Here is a 19,203-nt window from a genome sequence, read left to right on the forward strand (position 1 = left end):
GAAGTATTAAAAAAATAAGTTGAAAAAGAGGAGGCTAAAGAAGACCTTCAGCCTCCGAAATGGTATTCAGAATATAATCAGGCGACGCTTTTTGCAGCTCTTCTCTGCTTTGAGCCCCTGAAAGTACAGCAACCGTTAGTCCGCAGCCCGCATTTTTACCTTCTTCAATATCAATCACAGAATCTCCAGCCTTTAAAACCTTATTGGCTTCAGTAATATTGAATTTCTTCATCGCAAGAAGAATCATTTCAGGGCTCGGACGGCTTTCTGAGACATCATCTGCGGTAATCAAAGCATCAAAATGGATACTTTCTTTCCAGTTGAGTTTATTCAAAAGCTGATGAGCGATTTCAGAAGTATATCCTGTATTCAAAACGATTTTTTTGTTTTGAGACTTCATACTTAGAAGGAAATCCTCAGTTCCGTTAATCGGTTTTACTTCAAGTTTTTTATAGGATTCCTTTAGCTGGTCAGAAAAATTTTCAAAAATAGCAGGAGCATCCTCCTGATTGCCATTGATTTCCTTTAAAAGACTTGTAATAGCTTCCAGTTTTTCCATTCCGGCGCAGCTGGATAATACCTTTTCCAGACTTACCACATAGCCATAATCGTTCACAGCATTCGTAAGCGTTTTGTATACTACATTGTCCTCATCAATTGTTGTTCCGGCCATATCCAGAACCAGTAATTCTATATTTTTCATTTAAATTTTATGCGTAGATTTTTTCAATATTAAATTTGGAGAAGCCTCCGCTTCCCGTCATTCCTTTTCCACCGATACCCGTTACAATATGAATGTTGGCAGATGGGCTGTGCTCAAAAATATCTTTTGTTTTGCACTGGGAATAGATTCCGAACCACCTTCTCTGGATTTCATACGTGGGAAGATCAATAATTTTTTTAGCCTCGTGAATCATAAACTCATCAATCTCCATATTGAGATCATATCCAAGATCATCAGCATTTTTAGCATCCGCATATTCATGAGAATCGCCTATGATGACAGAACCGTCAAGAGCCTGCTTGAATAAAATATGAACACCATATTTCTTCTCAAATGAATTTTGATCTTCTAAAGCCTTGATTTTCTGAAAAGAAGCACACTCACCGAAAGATTCATATCTTCTGATAGAAAGCCCCGTAAGAATATTTCCCTGAAGCGAATAAATTCCTTGCGGTTTGGTCTGAAGCATCTGAAGTTTACTCACTTCCAGGTCGCTGTCATTGAATACTTTAGGATATAAAGTTTTGAATTCGTGTCCACCACAGATAATGATCTTAGAAGCATTAAATTCCATTCCTTCTGCTGTTACTGCCATACATTTCTGATCATCTTCATGGGTTTCCAGTACCGTTGTATTGTAGAAAATCTGCAATCCCATTTTTTCCTGAAGCAGCTTATGAAGCTTTACAATCATATCTGCAGAATCTACAGAAAGTTCCTGCGGAAAGAAGAGACCTCCTTTGCAGTAATCGGAACGAAGCCCGTCAAACTTCTTGATGCAGTCGTTTTTTGATAATAAAACCGATTCGTAATCATTATTTCTGTTGATTTCATAGAGCTCTTCAATTAGCTGAAGCTCTTCATCATTCGAAGCGATATATACAGATCCGTTTTGTCTGATGGTAAGATCTGCCTGGTCATGAAGTTCATTATATATTGCCAGACTTTCTCTTCCGAAATTCTGCCATTTAAGATCCATTCCGGAAGGCACTACCTGTCCGAAATTCCTTACCGTGGCACCCTGAGGAACAGAATTTCTTTCCAGTAAAGCGACCTTAAGATTTTTCTTCAGCGCATGATAAGCGTGGAATGTTCCTAAAATTCCACCTCCTACAACGAGTAAATCAAATTTTGTTGTCATTGTATTATTATTTATAAAATTTTCGACGTATCGAAATTGATGAATTGATTAGAATTTGAGTTTGATTTTGGCTTCGATTTATTTCTGAAAGCCAGAAAAGCAATCACCGAGAGAATTAAAACAGCGATTGTAATAATATAATTTAAATTGATATAGAAATTAAGCCATGAAGTCCGAGCTGATCCGAAGTTTTTGTACAGCAGAATCAAGACACTTCCAAGGTACCCGAATGAGTCTACAATATAGATCAGAAAACCTACATTTCCTTTGATTTCAAATGCTGCAATCATTCGGTCAAAATAAATTCCGTTGAAAGGAATATAGCAGATATACATTCCGAAGCCAGAAATGGTCATCCATAAAAAAGGAGATAGTGAGCCTTGCTGAAACAGATAGGTAGAAAGTCCTACCGTAATAATTCCCGCAAAAAGAATATAATGATAGTAGGCAAAAGCCTTTTTGTTGTTCTTTACTTTTACCATAAAGCTCAAGATCAGCAGTACCATTACTGCAATAGGGATTTCCGTTAAGGTGAAAATAGAGCTGTCAAAACTAAAATGAAGGCCATCCCAGATTTCACGGTTGAAATTATCCCTGAAGTCTCTTAAAACCGTTAAACAGATATACAGAAATATAATACACACAATAGGAATAAAAAACTGCTGAATGAGTGCTCTTCTTTCTTTTCCATTCAGTGGCTGTCGCTTATTTTTAAGCAAAATATCTTCTTGTGTAGGCTTCGGAATTTTATTTAAAAGCAGTCCGAAAAGCAGTAAAGGGATGATAAAAATAAGCCCGGCAGAAAAAGGCATCCAGAATTCTGAAATGGTGAAAGTATCCATCAGAAATTTTCCCACAGATTTTGTAAATCCTGAAGAAACCACAAAGCTTGAACATAAAAATAACCCTATAATTTCTGTCGTTTTGCGTCCTTCAATATAGGAGAAAACAATTCCCCAGATCATTCCCAGCGGAATACCATTGATAAACATAAATAGAATGTTATAAGGGGCAGGAACAACTGCAAATCCAAATAAGGCAAGTTCAGCAATAGCAATGAAGGTAAACAGATAGGTGATTCTTTTTTGAGGTTTCAGTTCGGAAATAAATTTGATTCCGATGAATTTCGAGATGAAATACCCTACAGCCTGAGCAATAATAATCAGAATCTTATAATCTACCCCGAAATAGGCAAGTCCCTCAAATGAAGCTACAGTAAAAGGTTTTCTGAAGCCGTACATGCAGAAGTAAACACCGAAAGCGGCAAAAGCTGCCCTCAGTGTTACCAATGTTTTTTTATTGATGGTTCTGGCCATGATTTAGAAGTTCAGTTTTATTCCAAGATTGAATCTTACGCCATAATATTCTACCTGTTCAGGACGGTCTTCATTTTTACCGAAATGATAGATCAGAGGCTTATTCAGAATATTGTTCACATCTGCATACAAAGTCAGGTATTTCGTAAACTGGTAAGAACCTCCGAAATCCAGATTGCTGTATTTACCATAATAAGAATCATTGATGTCCTCCTCGGCATATTCTACAGCGTATTTTCCTTTGTAGTTATAAGCAAGTCTTGCGTTGAATCCTTTTTTCTCAAAGAAAAGCTGTGCATTATACAATTCCTTTGCCTGGTATGGCAGAGCTACCTTTCTTCCGCTTGGCTTTTCCATTTCGGAAGTCATGAATGTGGCATTCAATTGAACTCCGAAATACTGTAAAAACCCTGGAAGGAAGTCGAATCTTTTATTAATTCCCAGCTCAATACCTCCCAGCCATGCTGCTTTTCCGTTGTTGGGAGCCGTAAACTGTACTCCATTCATTCCATTATAATTTCCGATAAAAGAATCCTGGAAAATAGGATCTGTAATCGATTTATAGAAAACACCGCCACTCAGAATTCCTACATTGGAAAAATAATATTCTCCCATCAGGTCAAAATTCAAAGAATACGTAGGATTAAGATTGGGATTTCCACCTTTAAACTCATTATCCGCTTCACTATAAGTACCACCTGGGGTCAGATCTCCAAAATTCGGTCTTGAGAAAGTTCTTGTCGCTGCAAAACGAAGGTTTGTCTTATCATTCAGCGTATATTTCAAATGAATCATCGGAAGCACTGCCAGGTAATTTTTGGTATTTTCTACAGGAGTCAGCACATCATCATTCACGCTGTATCCTTTCACTTTGGTATTGGTATTTGATAATCTGATTCCTCCTAAAATGGTGATTTTATCATTCAGTTTATACGTTGCCATTCCATAGGCATCTGCATGTTTTTCAAGCACATCAAAGTTTCTTCCTAATGCTTTATTGTATTCCAGTGCTTCAGAATCAGCGGTATTGATCTTTAAATTTCCCTGATTCTGATACCAAAACTGATTCATTCCGGTGGTAGAAAGTACCGGGCCAAAAGTATTACCGATGTGGGTATTCATTTCACTTAAATATTGCGGTCCGTTGGCTTGTGTCGTGATGTATTGCGAATAATCAGACAGAAGGGGAGCTGTTCCGCTGCTCCAATTGTAGAAAATGTCGGAGAATCTGGCATTACGCTCTTTATCTCTGTATTTAAAACCATATTTTAAAGTAAGCTTATCAGAAGCATTGATCTCATGGTTGAATGCTGCTACAATCTTATCTTTTTCCTCTACAAAAACCTTATAGAATTCAAGATCTGTAAATCTCATCTGAGAAGCATCCATTTTAAAGTTCGGATCGCTGTAGAAACCGAAAAGAGCATCCGGGTTTTTATAATCTAACTTCCCGCCATCAGCTTTCCAGTAGGCTCTCGGACCGTTTCCGTGATTTGAAATATAATCAGGATTGATGCCTACACCGGATTGAGTATATTTAATAACATAGTAAGAATTGTTCTGTTTGTCAGGAATATTTCCATATTTGAATTTGTTATCATAATAAGATAGATCCCAATCGATCTTTCCTTTATTTAAATTATGAATACCTCCCAAAGACACAGAAGTAAGTTCTGTAATCAATAAGTTGTGGATATTCTGAAGTTCTACTCTTGCTGTATTGTTGGCACTGCTGAACTTGTCAAATCGGATTCTGTGCTTGTAGTGGGTTTCGTCATCCGAAAGCGTACCATACATTCCTTTTAAATAAAACGTGGTTTTTGGAGACAACACGTATTCAAAAGCAGTATTGATCCCTGTTGTTTTTCGGACTCCGTTATAATCGCGAAGCTCCAGTCTGAAAACCCCTTCATCACCACTTCTTCTCGCTTCAAAATTATCCGTAGACCAATTCCTGATGAAATGGGCAAAATTGAATAAATACCCGAATTTTTTATCTTTTGTTCTTCCTCCATATAAAAATCCAAGGTTGTAAACCCCTTTGTCAGACTTAGCATTATATCCGCTTCCTACCGTTGCTTTGAACTCTGTTTTCATAGGCGGCGTTTTGGTGATAAAATTCACACCGCCTCCTATACCGTCAGCTTCCATGTCAGGGGTAAAAGACTTATTTACATGCACATAAGAGATCAGTTCCGTAGGAAAGAAGTCAAATGCTGTTGCTCTGGATGTTGTTTCTTCCTCAGCAGTAGGAAGTCTGTTTCCGTTGATGGTTGTAGATGCCCAGAATGGCGGAAGTCCTCTCAGAGAAACAAATCTTCCCTCTCCCTGGTCTCTTTCGATAGAAACTCCCTGTACACGCTGTACCGTCTCTGCAGCATTTCTATCCGGTAGTTTCCCAATCCCATCAGAAGCAATTACATTGGTAATATTGATCGCATTTTTCTGAAGGTTTAAAGCTCTTGCTTCCGTATTTTTCAACGTTCCGGTAACAACCACTTCATCAATGTTTTTTCGCGGCTGAGAAAGTTTGATGATTCCCAAATCTACCGTTTGCTCTGATTTCAGATCAATATTGATGTCTGTAGATTCATAACCGATATAGCTGATTTGTAAAATATATTGACCTTCTTTGATATCGTTAATGGTGAATTTCCCTTCAATATCAGTCGCTATATTCTTGGATAAGCCTTTTATTTTGACTGTGGCCCCGGGGAGAGGCTGGCTGTCGTCAAGAACCGTTCCTATAATTAATTGTTTCTGCGCTGAAATAAAGACTATGAAACAGACAAAAACAAGGGTAAGTAATTTCTCTAAATTTGTTTTCATTTTTACATATATTAAATTTTTTATGCAAATCACGCCAATAATTTTAATATATATAAATATTTTGTGTTAAGTATTATTTAACAAATAAGTGCTATTTGTTACGCCTATTTTACTTTTAAACCCATTAATGCCAGCCTTTGAAAACAGGTTGAAAGAAAGTTTAAATTCACTATTTCAATACTTTTCGCAAATATTTACTGAAAATAAAAGGAATAGAAATCTTCCGAAAACAGGACTGTTTTGGTTAATATTTCGTTCATCTTGGAAGGAAACGGAAAAACAAAAGTTGCATATTTGTAAACTTTCATATTGTAACAGAAATCGAAAATTGAAGAATGATAGGAAAAATAGATAAAAAAGTGATTATTATTTAAACGCAAAGTTTAATAAGCCAACTGATATATTTTAAGGAAGCAAAGAATGCGACGTTGTCGCTGATGAAGTGTAATTATTAGGTATACGCTTAGAAAGAATCAATGAAATTGATTCCATTCTTTGCTCTCTTAAAGATCGTGGGTTTGCTAGATAAAAACTTTGCGTTAAAAAAGTATTTAAGCAGTATAAAAATAAAGAACAAGCATCACGCAGCTTTCATCGCTGATGCTTACCGGAACGTGAGGAAACTTTCCGTTGAAATATAAAGAATCACCTTCTTTTAAGATGATTTCCTCATTATCAATCAGATACTTTACTTCTCCCTTAAGGATATATTTGAATTCCCAGGCATCCGTAATTACCTTTTCTCTTTTAGAATTAGGTTCAAGAGTCAATAATACGGCTTCAAAACCCAAAGAATGAAGGCTTTTGCTGAAGATATGCATATACTTGAATCCTTCAGCCTCTACTTCTTTTTCTATAGTTTGCTGGCTTTCTTTTGGAACATAAATGAACTTGGCATTGGATTTTTTCTCCACTCCTTCGAAAAAATAGCTGGCATCAATCTCAAGAGACTGAATCAGATCCAGTAAAACAGGAAGCGAAGGAATCGTTCTTCCATTTTCAATCCTGGAAACAAGGCCGTTACTCACATTCGCTTTGAAAGCCAGTTCGTTGATGGTTAAATTATTCTTTTTTCTAATATCCTTTAATCTCTTACCGATACCTATTAAAAAGTCGTTCATACGCTGTGCAATTTAACCTGAATTATTTTTTCGTCATTCTATTAAAAGCAAAGGTAATATTATTCTATAGAGTTTGGACAAGGGCGGGAATCAATTCATTGAAAATTATTATAGAGGATGAAAAGCTGAAGGAGGGTAATGATGTGAAATACCAACAAGACAGGTTTTCTTTTGAAAAGAATAGAATCGCTAATTTCCCTTTTTGCCCATCCCAAGAAAATTTCCCTATTTTTGTAAAACTCCTTATTTCATCTATGAAAAAAATTATTCTTATCGAAGACGAAACCAGTGTAGTCTCTTTTATCAAAAAAGGACTTCAGGAAAATGGATATGAAATTTCTGTGGCTTTTGACGGTCGTACAGGAGTGCAATTGGTGCAGGCCAATGATTTCGATCTGGTAATTTTGGACATTATGCTTCCGGAAATGAACGGTCTGGATGTATGTAAAGAAATAAGAAAAACCAACCAAAGCGTTCCTATTTTATTCCTTACAGCATTGGGAACATCTGAAAATATTGTTCTTGGACTGGAAAGTGGAGGAGACGATTATCTCGTAAAGCCTTTTAAATTCATTGAACTGGTCGCGCGTGTGAAGTCTTTGCTGAGAAGAAGCAACAACAACGGACCGCAGGAAACCATTGAACCTGAGCCGGATAATGAACATGTGTTTCAGTTTTCAGACCTGATGGTAAATGACTATACCAAGAAGGTGAGCCGTGCAGGAGAAGAGATTTCTCTGACATCAACAGAATACAAACTTCTGCTGTATTTCCTGAATAACCCTGAAAAAGTAATTTCAAGAGCGGAAATTCTGGATGCGGTATGGGGAGTAAACTATGAGCTGGGAACCAATGTAGTAGATGTTTACGTCAATTATTTGAGAAAAAAGCTGGATCATCAGGATGATAACAAGTTGATTCATACTGTGATAGGAATGGGGTATGTATTGAAAAAAACATAATGGATGTTTAATAAAGTGATTACAAATCAGACCAAAACGATGGTGCTTTTGATGTTGGTTTTTACAGCCATCATTTTGCTGTTCAGTGGTTTGGTGTACTTTTCAATCGTTAATTTTTCACATCAGAGGTTTTATGAACTGCTAAAGATCAGGACGGCAACCATTGTTCAGATTGAAAAAAGCAAAGACCATCTCGATCTTCCGGAAAACTATGTTCTCAGCAGTCTGAATGATGAGGAGCTTCCGATGGAAAAAGACTACGTTTTCGCGGTGCCTACAGATTCCAATTTCAAGAAGATTTCTCAGGAGGTTCATATTCCGGATTATTTCTTTAAAAATATTATCAAACAAGGTGAATCCAATTATAATGATGAGGAATTTTATTATATAGGTCAGAGTTTCAGGTATGATGATAAAGATTATATTGCGATCGCATCGGCCAAAAACCATTACGTCGTTTATTATCTTGGCTTTTTAAAAAGAACCCTGCTTACCTGTATTGTACTTTCTCTGTTCTTCAGTATGATCTTTTCTTTTTATCTGTCTAAAACTTTATTCAGACCGATCTTAAAAATTACAGGAAAAGTAAAGGAGATCAGTTCTGAAAATCTTCACTTAAGGCTAGAGGCTCAGGCGGACAATAAGGAGCTTAATGAATTGGTGGATACCTTCAATGATATGCTCAACCGTATTGAAACCTCTTTTGAAACCCAGAATCACCTGATCGGAAATGTATCTCACGAATTGAGAACTCCTCTTACATCAATTATGGGAGAGGCAGACGTTGCGCTTTCTATCAGCAGAACAGCCGACGAGTATAAAGAGACTCTAGGAATCATTCTTGATGAAGCCGAAAAGCTGGATAAAAAGATCAAAGCTTTATTAATGATTGCCCAAACCGGTTTCGACGGAAAGATCCAGAAAATGGATAAAGTAAGAATCGACCAACTGCTTTGGGATGTGATTGAAACCCTGAGAAGAATTGATTCCAGAAATAATATTTACCTGGATATCAGTATGCTGCCCGATAATCCTAAGAAACTAAAGGTACAGGGAAATGAACAGCTTCTTCATCTTGCCGTTGCCAATATCATCAGTAATGGCTGTAAATATTCTAACTTCCAGCAGGTAAAAGTTTCTTTAGGAGCCACCAATACAGATGTCTACATCATTATAAAAGATAACGGTATCGGAATTCCTGAAGTAGAAATGAATAAAATCTACGACCCATTCTTCAGAGCCTCCAATACGAATAACTATGAAGGCTACGGAATCGGGCTTCCATTGGCAAGAAACATTGTAAGAATGCACCACGGCGAACTGATCGTAAGTTCACACGAAAATCAAGGAACAACTGTACAAATGCGTTTCCCGAATTTCTATAGTATGATGCAGAAAGGGGAATAAGCGAATGGGCAGATAAGGGTCTTCCTTTACAGGTATTTCCAGCTTATGATACCCTTTTTTTTCTTTTATTTAGTCTGAAAAACAATCTTATAGCAAACAATTTCTATAAGCAATCCGCCCTTTTGCGATTTTGCTTTTTTTTGCTATGTTAACACCCCCTTAACAATTTTCTAATCTCATTTTAATCTCTTTAATCACATTTTAATTCCGTTCCAAAGATCTTCTAATTTGGTCGTTCTAGTTTTGTATCATCAAAAAGATAACACAATACAAAATAATAAAGAACATGGCTAAAACAATTTTAATTGCGACAGATTACTCTCTTGAGTCATTGAATATATTGAAAAAAGTACTTAAGGAGAAAGATGCATCAGAAGATCAGAATCAATATAATATCCTTCTGACTTCCGGATACGATTCGGGAGATTCTATCAGAGACCTTTTATTCACTACCAAAACATCGGTTTTCAATAAAATCAGACCTGAAGAGTTTTGTGATGCCTATGGAATAATCAGTAATAAATACCCTCATCTGGTGAATAAAGTTATCTGTGATGTTTTTACAGGAAGCTTCCAAAGAACATTCAACCAGTATGTAAAGGCAGAAAATATTGAAGAAGCATATTATTCTCCATCTATCAAAAGCAAAGGGAAAGGGAAATTCGACCTTATTCCTTATATCAAAAAATGCAAAGAGCTGCAGTCTCGTGAAATTACTGTTGAAGTAAGAGAAAGACTTCCGGAAAGAGGAAGACTGGCAGAGATCTTTGTAGAGGTCTAAAAAATTAAACACTATTTAAAAAGATAAAAAATGTTAAGAAATTATAGTAACAGCAGGACACTGGGAGACAATATCAGGTTGGGGACGCTGACTGCCTTTACGGCGGGTACTATAAATATTGCTTCCCTATTGATATTTCTCTCTTTTACGTCGAACGTAACGGGACACTACGCTATTTTGGCGGCAGAAATCAGTAAAGGAAACTGGACTCAGGTAGGCGTAGTAGGCGGATGGATATTTTTATTCTTCTTCGGGAGTTTCCTATCCAACTTTATTGTAATCAACTTTAATAAGAAAAGTAAATACTTTGCCCATTCTATGCCTATTGTGCTGGAAATTATATGTCTGCTTTTTGTAGGGGTGTATGGGCAGTTCTATTATCAGAAAACATTAGAAGAGACAGAATATTTGGTAGCCCTGATGCTTTTCGCCACCGGATTGCAAAACGGATTGACGGCAAGTATCTCCAATTTCTCTGTGAAGACCACCCACCTTACCGGAACAACCACCGACTTAGGAATCCTGGTATCTATGTTTACACAGAAAAAATACAGAAGAAACGGAGAGTTGATTGGTAGAGCAAAACTGCTGATGAGTATTATGCTTGCTTATGTTATGGGAGCCGTCTTCTCTGGACTGACTTATTATTATCTGGAGTTTAGGGTATTCTACGTGATCAGTTTATGTCTGTTGATTGTCATTGGGTATGATGCCTATAAAATTCATGTACGTCACTTCAATACGAAGTACAGATACAACAGGATCTATAAAAAGGCTAACCTCTTGGCTTACCTTTATGATAAAATCCATGGAATTCCTAAAAGAGAAGAAAAAAGAAAGCTTGTCTTTGAGGATTAAAATATAAAACACACTATTAATTTTTTGTATAAACTAGCTGTAAATGCCCTTATTTTATTATAGAATAAGGGCGTTTTTTTGAAAAATCACCTCGCATATCAATATTTTGGTTGTTTTTCGCCAATTTTTATTGGTATAGAAATGAAAAATTTCAGAATCAAATAAATAAACTTGCTAAAGCCCTTCATTACAAACATTAAAAAAAATGGTTGGGGATAAATAGGCAAAAATGTTGATAATTAAATATTAAATCACGATTTTAGTGTTTTAATTCCCGTTTTCATTGACTATTTTTGTAAGTTGATTTACGTTTTTATGTCAGATATTATTCAGCTTTTACCGGATCATGTAGCCAACCAAATTGCAGCGGGAGAGGTGGTGCAGCGCCCTGCATCCATTGTGAAGGAGCTTTTGGAAAATGCTATAGATGCAGATGCAACGAAAATTGAATTGATCATCAGGGATGCCGGGAAAAACCTTATTCAGGTGGTAGATGACGGAAAAGGAATGTCTGAAACAGATGCGAGAATGGCATTTGAAAGACACGCCACTTCTAAAATCAAAGCGACAGAAGATATCTTTAAGATTGCAACAAAAGGCTTCCGTGGTGAAGCTTTAGCTTCTATAGCAGCGGTTTCCCAGGTAGAACTTAGATCCAAACAGAAAGATACTTCCATTGGGACCAATATTTATATCGAAGGTGGAGTTTTTCAGTTTCAGGACCCTATTCAGACAGCAGACGGATCAAACTTTTTAGTAAAAAATCTTTTTTATAACGTTCCTGCAAGAAGGAAGTTTTTGAAAAATAATAATATTGAATTCAGACACGTAATTGATGAATTTCAGCGTGTTGCATTGGCTCATGAGAATCTGGAGTTTTCTCTTTTTCATGATGATGAAGCTGTTTTCAGACTGAGAAAAGGAAGTCAGATGCAGCGTATTGTCGATGTTTTCGGAAGAAAGCTTCAGCCGCTTTTGATTCCTATCAAAGAAGATATTATCTGGTGTAAGCTTCATGGGTTTGTTGCCAAACCTGAAGGTGCCAAGAAAGCAAGAGGCGAGCAGTTTCTTTTTGTGAATGGAAGATATTTCAGAAGCCCTTACTTCAATAAAGCAGTACAGGAAGCTTTTGAAGGACTTCTTCAACCGGGATATGTGCCGTCATTTTTCCTTTTCCTGGATCTTGATCCGGAGAAAATAGATGTGAACATCCACCCGCAGAAAACAGAGGTGAAATTTGAAGATGAGCACCTTATTTTTGCTTTGCTTCGATCAACCATTAAAAGATCTTTAGGGATTTACAATGTTTCTCCAAGCCTTGATTTTGACAGAGATCCGGAATTGGATCAAATGATGAATAAGCCGATTCCAAGTAAAGGAAATGGCGGCGGTGGCGGTTTTGTAAAAATGCCTGAGATCATTGTGGACAAAGATTATAATCCGTTTCTGGAAGAAAAAATTGTAGTGCATCCTGAGGAAATTCAGAACCTTACGGAAATGTACCATCAGAATATTACGGCGGAACCTTCAAAAATCAACTTATTTGAGGATGAAGATTTTGACGAAGATCTTATGAGACTTCCCAACGGATACTGGCTTTTCAATAAAGGGGATGTGACGCTCATGCTGGATTTGGGAAGAATGCACAGATTATTGGTTTCTGATGGTAACAAATCTACCAGAAAATCGGGCACAAACAGTCATGCTCTTCTTTTTTCTCTGGAGTATCATATGAATGAGATCGAAAAGACAAAATACAATTCGATCAAAAAATATCTTCCGGAATTAGGGTTTGACATGAAAATTGCACATGAAAGTGTGCTGAGAATAGATTCACTTCCTGAAGGACTGAAAGAAACACAGGCAATGAAGTTTCTGGAGAACCTTTTTGAAATTCTGGAATACAAGACAGAAGATGAATTTATGCAGTATTACCATAACCAATGGAGTAAAATGCAGTCGAAGTCAAGGTTTGACTTTATTTATAAAAAAGATGCGGAACAGCTTATCAAAGATTTTACAGCATTAGGCTTCCCGGAATTTTTACCGGACGGCAAGAGATGCTTCTATGAAGTTCCGTTTAATGATTTTAAAAACAAATTTTAAAAATTATGTTTAACAATATACCGCCGATTACAAGAAATCTCATTATTATAAATGTTATTGTATACTTGGTCGCGAATTTTTTGCTTCCGGATTTATACAATACACTTTCAGGTTTTTATCCTTTTTCTCCTAATTTTAAGTCTTGGCAGATTATTACGCACATGTTTATGCATGCTTCTATTTCCGAATCTATAGGTATAATGCATATTTTATTCAATATGTTTACATTGTTCAGTTTTGGGCCCATTCTGGAGCAAACATTAGGAGACAAAAAATATTTGATTTTATATTTTGCAAGTGGTCTAGGAGCATTCTTCCTTTTTAATTTATGGAATTTTGTGGAAGCTCAGCAAATTATTTCCCGCTTACAAAGCCTTGGCTTCAACGCTTCTGAAGTTTACCCGAAAGCAGCTCTTGATTATGTGGGAAGTATGAAGATTAGCGCTACAACAGCCGAAGGGCAAAAATTGGCTAGTGAATATTATGCCTTATTGAGATCCAAAATGGTAGGAGCTTCCGGTGCTATTTTCGGAGTAATAGCCGCATTTGCAACATTATATCCGGATTCTAAAATTGGAATCATGTTTATTCCGGTTCCAATTAAAGTAAAATACCTGCTGCCTATTATTGTTGTTGGTTCCATTTACCTTGGTATATCCGGGAATGGAGGTGGTGTTGCTCACTTAGCTCACGTAGGAGGTGCTTTGGTGGGGTGGCTGCTGGCAAGAATTTGGAAAAAGCATTTGTATAGATTCAATTAAAATAACATTGTGAAGGTTTTCCGACTCATCCTATTGATTCTACATCTTGGAATTCTATTTTTACTGCTGGGCACTTTATTGAATGCCTATGTTCCACCGAAGGTTTTTCCTTGGTTTAATCTTCTTTCTTTAGGTTTCCCGGTGCTGATTATCTTATATGTCATTCTAACAATATTCTGGGTATTCAGCTGGAAAAAGAGAGCTTTTGTATTCATGTTTATGGGGTTGGCATTTATCAATCCTGTAAAACGATGGGTCAATTATTCCTCTCCTAAAAAAGGGGACACTGACATAAAAGTGGTTTCCTTCAATACCAGAGCAGGAGGTAGAGGAAATGAAGGGATTGCACCTTATCTGAAATCTCAGAACGCAGATGTTATTCTTTTGCAGGAAGATGCCGGGAGAGAATATGAATTTGAAGGCTATCAAAAAGCCAATCCATCTATCGGATTAACTGTTTTGACGAAACATAAAATTATCAGTCAGAAAGTTATCGATCCCCAGGACGAAGATGTAAGAGTTGCCGGCTTAGAGGTCGATATTGAAATTAATGGCAAAGTATACCGGTTTATTGATGTTTATCTTAATCCGTTCCATTTCGAAAAAGAGATGGTGAAGCTTAACGGAAATACCGATGCCAATGAACAAAAGGTAAAAGACGTTATTAAAAGACTTATTCCAACTTTTAAGAAGCATCAGGATCAGGTAGATCTGATCCAGCAATCCATTGAAAGTTCTCCTTATCCTGTTATTCTAACCGGAGACTTCAATTCTGTTCCTAGTTCTTATGAATATTACCATCTTTCTGAAGGACTTGAAGATGCATTTTTAACAGCAGGAAAGGGAAGTGCTACCAGTTTTCATGACTATAAATTCCCTATCAGGATCGACTATGTTTTTTCCTCAAAATCATTACGCGCATTGTCCTATGAAGTAGATCGTTCTGTCAGAATTTCAGATCATTACCCCGTAATTGTAAAGTTTTCAAAAGAGGGTAAGTAATCATAAAAATAGTTAAAGTTTCACTGCTTGGTAGGGTTTTTGCTTAAAAACATCCGTACCAAGACCGTTTTTATGAAGTCGAATCAGATATTACTATTTATACATATCGTTGTTGCTGTTTTACTCTTATGCACATTAGGGAATGCGTGGATTCCTCCTAATCTTTTGGGGACCCTTAATCTTCTCTCTCTTGGTTTCCCTTACATAATGGCAACATATCTTATTCTTACGCTGGTATGGGTCTTTAAAAAACAAAAAATTGCTATTGCCTTTGCTTTGGGGACTCTTGTCTTTGTTAACCCGATCAGACGCTGGGTCAACTTTTCTCCCAAAACAGAAAATTTAAAAACAATCCGTGATATCAAAGTATTGACTTTCAATGTGAAATACGGAGAATATGGCTGGGATAAAGTAAAAGATTATATCAAAGCACAGGATGCTGACATCATTCTTGTGCAGGAAAAAGACACCAATCGCGCATTGAGGAGAGATCTTATAAAATATCCTTCAGTCATTCTGAAAACAAAGCATAAAATTGTAAGACAGGCAGAGCTGATTGATGAAAAAGCACGGGGAAATTCGTTTTATGCTGATATAGATATCAACGGAAAAATTATCAGAATTATAAATGTCTATCTGGAACCCTTCAGACTTCATAAATCTATGTTTACAAAGCTTGATGCACTAGGTTTTGGGAATATTTCTACCTTGTTATCTCATATGACACCTACATTTCAGGCACATGAAGATCAGGTAAAAAGAATCAGAAAGATGGTAGATCTATCACCTTATCCCGTTATTTTAGCCGGTGATTTCAACTCTGTTCCCAATTCTTATGAATATTATAACCTCGGAAAAGATCTTCAGGATGCTTTTTTAGTAGCAGGGAAGGGAAGTGCAAGCAGTTTTCATGATTATAAAGTTCCTTTAAGGATCGATTATATCTTTACTTCGAAATCAATTATTCCACTAAGTTATAAAGTAGACCAGTCTGTGAAATTATCGGATCATTATCCTGTAATTGCAGAATTTCTGCTAAATTAGTTCCATGAAAAATTTACTGTCTGCGATTTTTATTTTTACCATTCTCTTCACCGCCTGCTCTAAGAAAGAATCTCCGGGTTTCGCTGCTGAACAGGATGTTAAGATGCATTATGATACTGTTGCTGTTGATTCCTTTTCTACAGGAGCTGTTTCAGTAGATATTGCCCGTAAGATAAGAATGTCCTCTCCTCAATATCTGGACTCTGTAAAACAGGCTAAAAAGCTTCAGGAAGAAGAAAGTAAGCTTAAAGCAGAGCTTGAAAAAGAGAACAAGGCAAAACAGGAAGAGGAAAAGAAAAAAACAGACGCAGAAAAGAAGAATAAAGCTTCAGAAACACCATCTGCACAAAATACCAAAACAGAATAAATCAAAATCATTAAAAATATATAATATGAAAAAGCAAATCCTTGCAGCGGTAGTGATCTCAATATTCACTGTAGCATGCACAAAATCAACTACAAAAACAGAACAAGTAGAAAGTTCTGACGGCTCAGTTACTACGACCACAACGACAGTTACGGAAACGCCTGACGTTGTTGATAGTGCAAAAGTCAACAAAACAAAAGAAGACGTTAAGAATAAAGTAGATGAAGCTGGAAATAAGATAGATAACGCTGCCCAAAAAGCTAAAGATAAAATTGATGCCACTGCAGACAAGACAAAACAGGATCTTCATAAGGCAGGACAGGATATCAAAACTGAAGCGAACAAAGTTGGGAAAGATATTAAAAGCGGAGCGCAGGAAGTAGGAAAAGATGCAAAAGATGCCGCCAAAAAAGGAGCTTCAAAAGTAGAGGAAGCTGCTAAAAAAGTAAAAGAAGACTTAAGTAAGTAAAATAAAAAGCCGCAATTCAATGAGATTGCGGCTTTTTTTATTCATTAATTTGAAAGAAATATTCTTTCTCTTATTTATTCATTTCCAGCAGGGGCTCAATATATTCACGGTCATTGCTTAGCCTTGGTACTTTATTTTGTCCGCCCAGTTTTCCCTTGGCCTCCAGCCAATGATAGAAAAGGTTGTTTTTAGCAATGTGTACAATAGGTCTTTTAAGAGTTATATTATTGTACCTTTTCGCTTCATAGTCGGAGTTGATGGTCTTTAAATGTTTATCAAAAGCATCAACGAAGCTGTCCAGATTATCCGGATGCTGACTGAACTCAAAGATCCATTTGTGAGCACCCCCTTCATTTTCTTTCATAAACACCGGAGCGCCTGTAAAATCAGTGATTTGTGCTCCTGTAGCCTCACAAGCTCTCGCCAGGGCAGATTCTACATTGGTGATCATCAGTTCCTCCCCAAAAGCATTGATATAGTGCTTGGTTCTTCCTGTTATTTTTATTCTGAAAGGGTTTGTTGAAGTAAAGACTACCGTATCACCTATAAGGTATCTCCATAGACCGCCGTTGGTTGTGATAACCATAGCATAGTTTTTCCCAACTTCCACATCCTCCAGACTTACGACTTTTGGATTCGAAAAATGAAACTGATCCATGGGAATAAATTCGTAAAATATCCCATAATCCAACATCAGAAGCATTTCATCACTGTCAGATCTATCCTGTATACCGAAGAAGCCTTCAGAGGCATTATAAATTTCGTAGTAATTGATGTTTTTTCCGATGATCTGTCGGAATTGCTCCTTGTAGGGCTTAAAGCTGATTCCACCGTGAAAAAACACCTCCAAATTAGGCCACAGCTCAGAAACATTTTCTACATGGGTTTCCTTTAATACTCTTTGAAGAAGAACCATCATCCAGCTGGGCACCCCAAGGATACTTCCCACATCTTCATTTTTCACTTCAGAGGTGATCGCTTTCAGCTTACTTTCCCATTCTCCCATCAAAGAAACCTTCTTGCTGGGAGTTGTCGTTATTTCTACCCAAAACGGGAGATTATCAATCAAAATAGCAGATAAATCGCCAAATTTGGTGTTAAAGTCTGCATACAATTCAGAACTTCCGCCTAAACGTAAGTTTTTATAATTAAAAAGCTGATTTTCAGGGTGATTGTTGGCATAAATGGAAACCATATCTTTTCCGGCTTTCATATGGCAGTATTCAAGACTTTCCGTTGAAATAGGAATGAATTTACTTTTCGCATTTGTTGTTCCGGAAGATTTTGCAAAATGTTTGATATAACCGGGCCAGCTTACATCCTTTTGTCCCTGTCTTGCTTTTTCAATATAAGGTTCCATTTCTTCATACGTAACAATAGGAACTTTATTTTTAAAATCCTGATAACTTGATATAGAATTGAATCCGTATAATTTACCATACTCCGTATCTTTTGCATGAAACAGCTGAGAAAAGAGTATACCTTTCTGTGTTTCAATGGGATGGTCCATGAAATTTTGTATCTGATCTATCCTTTGACGGATAAACCAATTGACTACAGTATTGAAAAGTGCTTTGGTTGCCATTCCAACAAATATAATGATATTTGAATTTTCAGGAAATTTTTTCAGAAATTAAATAAAAAAACCGTTACATATTTTGTAACGGTTTGATATTTAGATTTTTGTTTCTTAGCAATACTCATCGTATGCTGCCTGAAGGTTGGCTGCAATAGCTCCTGCAGGGTTTCCTTCGATGTGGTGTCTTTCCAGCATGTGAACCAATTCACCATCTTTGAAAAGTGCTACGCACGGAGAGCTCGGTGGGAATGGAGCAAGGTGTTTTCTTGCTTCTACCACAGCTTCTGTATCGAATCCTGCAAATACAGTTGTTAAGTGATCCGGTTTTTTATCTCCTGTCAAAGAGTATACTACCCCTGGTCTTGCAGCTCCTGCAGCACATCCACATACGGAGTTGATTACCAATAGTGTAGTTCCAGACTGCTTCAGTGCATCTTCTACCTGAACCGGAGTTGTTAAATCCTGGAAACCTTTATCTGTAAGCTCTGCCTTCATTGGCATTACTAAATCTGTTGGATACATATATTTTGTTTTTTATCGTTACAAAGTTAAGAAATTCTTTGCGTTTGTTCAATATATAAAAACTATCAATCGTTTAGTCATATAAAATTAACCAGATATTAATATTGTAATAATATTAAAAAAATGATGAATTAAAATTAGGAATAATAAAATATTAGTATTAAATTTGAAATGATTCTGAAAAACAAACGACCATGAAAAAAACATTTAAGGC

General features: G+C 36.6%; 17 protein-coding genes. 10 read left to right on the forward strand and 7 right to left on the reverse strand.

Annotation, left to right across the window (positions count from 1 at the left end):
* Nucleotides 1–34 precede the first annotated feature (34 nt).
* From DBR39_RS11200 to DBR39_RS11220, 5 genes are all read right to left on the reverse strand, one after another.
* Complete coding sequence (locus tag DBR39_RS11200) at nucleotides 35–703, reverse strand: HAD-IA family hydrolase (RefSeq protein ID WP_124533077.1); 669 nt, start codon at nucleotides 701–703, stop codon at nucleotides 35–37.
* A gap of 7 nt (nucleotides 704–710) precedes the next feature.
* On the reverse strand, nucleotides 711–1,865 hold the full coding sequence (locus DBR39_RS11205; RefSeq protein ID WP_124533078.1) for a TIGR03364 family FAD-dependent oxidoreductase: 1,155 nt from the start codon (nucleotides 1,863–1,865) through the stop codon (nucleotides 711–713).
* An 11-nt stretch (nucleotides 1,866–1,876) separates the two neighbouring features.
* Nucleotides 1,877–3,181 carry a DUF5690 family protein gene (locus DBR39_RS11210; RefSeq protein WP_124533080.1) on the reverse strand — a complete coding sequence of 435 codons (1,305 nt, stop codon included), beginning with the start codon at nucleotides 3,179–3,181 and terminating at the stop codon, nucleotides 1,877–1,879.
* A 3-nt stretch (nucleotides 3,182–3,184) separates the two neighbouring features.
* A complete protein-coding gene (locus DBR39_RS11215; protein ID WP_124533082.1) occupies nucleotides 3,185–6,010 on the reverse strand; it encodes a TonB-dependent receptor in 2,826 nt (941 codons plus the stop codon).
* A gap of 551 nt (nucleotides 6,011–6,561) precedes the next feature.
* Nucleotides 6,562–7,131, reverse strand: coding sequence for a helix-turn-helix domain-containing protein (locus DBR39_RS11220; RefSeq protein ID WP_103234392.1), 570 nt, complete (start codon nucleotides 7,129–7,131; stop codon nucleotides 6,562–6,564).
* A 254-nt stretch (nucleotides 7,132–7,385) separates the two neighbouring features.
* On the opposite strand from DBR39_RS11220, the gene DBR39_RS11225 reads away from it, so the two are divergent.
* From DBR39_RS11225 to DBR39_RS11270, 10 genes are all read left to right on the forward strand, one after another.
* Nucleotides 7,386–8,093 carry a response regulator transcription factor gene (locus DBR39_RS11225; RefSeq protein WP_124533084.1) on the forward strand — a complete coding sequence of 236 codons (708 nt, stop codon included), beginning with the start codon at nucleotides 7,386–7,388 and terminating at the stop codon, nucleotides 8,091–8,093.
* Nucleotides 8,094–8,096: 3 nt separating this feature from the next.
* The gene (locus DBR39_RS11230; protein WP_124533086.1) at nucleotides 8,097–9,500 is read left to right on the forward strand and encodes a sensor histidine kinase; all 1,404 of its coding nucleotides are present in this window, start codon (nucleotides 8,097–8,099) and stop codon (nucleotides 9,498–9,500) included.
* A gap of 286 nt (nucleotides 9,501–9,786) precedes the next feature.
* Nucleotides 9,787–10,281, forward strand: a complete 495-nt coding sequence (locus DBR39_RS11235; RefSeq protein WP_109737888.1) for a hypothetical protein — start codon at nucleotides 9,787–9,789, stop codon at nucleotides 10,279–10,281.
* 30 nt (nucleotides 10,282–10,311) lie between these two features.
* Nucleotides 10,312–11,139, forward strand: a complete 828-nt coding sequence (locus tag DBR39_RS11240) for a YoaK family protein (protein ID WP_124533088.1) — start codon at nucleotides 10,312–10,314, stop codon at nucleotides 11,137–11,139.
* Nucleotides 11,140–11,454: 315 nt separating this feature from the next.
* A complete protein-coding gene (gene mutL, locus DBR39_RS11245) occupies nucleotides 11,455–13,245 on the forward strand; it encodes a DNA mismatch repair endonuclease MutL (RefSeq protein WP_124533090.1) in 1,791 nt (596 codons plus the stop codon).
* 5 nt (nucleotides 13,246–13,250) lie between these two features.
* Nucleotides 13,251–14,006: a rhomboid family intramembrane serine protease gene (locus tag DBR39_RS11250; protein WP_124533092.1), complete on the forward strand. Its 756-nt coding sequence runs from the start codon at nucleotides 13,251–13,253 to the stop codon at nucleotides 14,004–14,006.
* Nucleotides 14,007–14,015: 9 nt separating this feature from the next.
* On the forward strand, nucleotides 14,016–15,008 hold the full coding sequence (locus tag DBR39_RS11255) for an endonuclease/exonuclease/phosphatase family protein (protein WP_228447819.1): 993 nt from the start codon (nucleotides 14,016–14,018) through the stop codon (nucleotides 15,006–15,008).
* 72 nt (nucleotides 15,009–15,080) lie between these two features.
* Nucleotides 15,081–16,052, forward strand: coding sequence for an endonuclease/exonuclease/phosphatase family protein (locus DBR39_RS11260; protein WP_124533094.1), 972 nt, complete (start codon nucleotides 15,081–15,083; stop codon nucleotides 16,050–16,052).
* Between the two features lie 4 nt (nucleotides 16,053–16,056).
* Entirely contained in the window at nucleotides 16,057–16,419 is a 363-nt protein-coding gene (locus tag DBR39_RS11265) for a hypothetical protein (RefSeq protein WP_124533096.1), read from the forward strand.
* A 25-nt stretch (nucleotides 16,420–16,444) separates the two neighbouring features.
* Nucleotides 16,445–16,888 carry a hypothetical protein gene (locus DBR39_RS11270; protein ID WP_124533098.1) on the forward strand — a complete coding sequence of 148 codons (444 nt, stop codon included), beginning with the start codon at nucleotides 16,445–16,447 and terminating at the stop codon, nucleotides 16,886–16,888.
* Between the two features lie 70 nt (nucleotides 16,889–16,958).
* Here DBR39_RS11270 and DBR39_RS11275 read toward each other — a convergent pair whose 3' ends face one another.
* Nucleotides 16,959–18,473, reverse strand: coding sequence for a GH3 auxin-responsive promoter family protein (locus tag DBR39_RS11275; RefSeq protein ID WP_124533100.1), 1,515 nt, complete (start codon nucleotides 18,471–18,473; stop codon nucleotides 16,959–16,961).
* A gap of 105 nt (nucleotides 18,474–18,578) precedes the next feature.
* Nucleotides 18,579–18,989, reverse strand: a complete 411-nt coding sequence (locus DBR39_RS11280) for a BrxA/BrxB family bacilliredoxin (RefSeq protein WP_103235094.1) — start codon at nucleotides 18,987–18,989, stop codon at nucleotides 18,579–18,581.
* Between the last annotated feature and the right edge of the window lie 214 nt (nucleotides 18,990–19,203).

The organism is Chryseobacterium sp. KBW03 (assembly GCF_003852415.1).
Classification (GTDB): Bacteria; Bacteroidota; Bacteroidia; order Flavobacteriales; family Weeksellaceae; genus Chryseobacterium; species Chryseobacterium viscerum.

Bases quoted from the DNA above. Each gene is read 5' to 3' on its own strand.
- DBR39_RS11200 (WP_124533077.1), bottom strand. From the start codon at position 703: ATGAAAAATATAGAATTACTGGTTCTGGATATGGCCGGAACAACAATT.
- DBR39_RS11205 (WP_124533078.1), bottom strand. From the start codon at position 1,865: ATGACAACAAAATTTGATTTACTCGTTGTAGGAGGTGGAATTTTAGGA.
- DBR39_RS11210 (WP_124533080.1), bottom strand. From the start codon at position 3,181: ATGGCCAGAACCATCAATAAAAAAACATTGGTAACACTGAGGGCAGCT.
- DBR39_RS11215 (WP_124533082.1), bottom strand. From the start codon at position 6,010: ATGAAAACAAATTTAGAGAAATTACTTACCCTTGTTTTTGTCTGTTTC.
- DBR39_RS11220 (WP_103234392.1), bottom strand. From the start codon at position 7,131: ATGAACGACTTTTTAATAGGTATCGGTAAGAGATTAAAGGATATTAGA.
- DBR39_RS11225 (WP_124533084.1), top strand. From the start codon at position 7,386: ATGAAAAAAATTATTCTTATCGAAGACGAAACCAGTGTAGTCTCTTTT.
- DBR39_RS11230 (WP_124533086.1), top strand. From the start codon at position 8,097: ATGTTTAATAAAGTGATTACAAATCAGACCAAAACGATGGTGCTTTTG.
- DBR39_RS11235 (WP_109737888.1), top strand. From the start codon at position 9,787: ATGGCTAAAACAATTTTAATTGCGACAGATTACTCTCTTGAGTCATTG.
- DBR39_RS11240 (WP_124533088.1), top strand. From the start codon at position 10,312: ATGTTAAGAAATTATAGTAACAGCAGGACACTGGGAGACAATATCAGG.
- mutL (WP_124533090.1), top strand. From the start codon at position 11,455: ATGTCAGATATTATTCAGCTTTTACCGGATCATGTAGCCAACCAAATT.
- DBR39_RS11250 (WP_124533092.1), top strand. From the start codon at position 13,251: ATGTTTAACAATATACCGCCGATTACAAGAAATCTCATTATTATAAAT.
- DBR39_RS11260 (WP_124533094.1), top strand. From the start codon at position 15,081: ATGAAGTCGAATCAGATATTACTATTTATACATATCGTTGTTGCTGTT.
- DBR39_RS11265 (WP_124533096.1), top strand. From the start codon at position 16,057: ATGAAAAATTTACTGTCTGCGATTTTTATTTTTACCATTCTCTTCACC.
- DBR39_RS11270 (WP_124533098.1), top strand. From the start codon at position 16,445: ATGAAAAAGCAAATCCTTGCAGCGGTAGTGATCTCAATATTCACTGTA.
- DBR39_RS11275 (WP_124533100.1), bottom strand. From the start codon at position 18,473: ATGGCAACCAAAGCACTTTTCAATACTGTAGTCAATTGGTTTATCCGT.
- DBR39_RS11280 (WP_103235094.1), bottom strand. From the start codon at position 18,989: ATGTATCCAACAGATTTAGTAATGCCAATGAAGGCAGAGCTTACAGAT.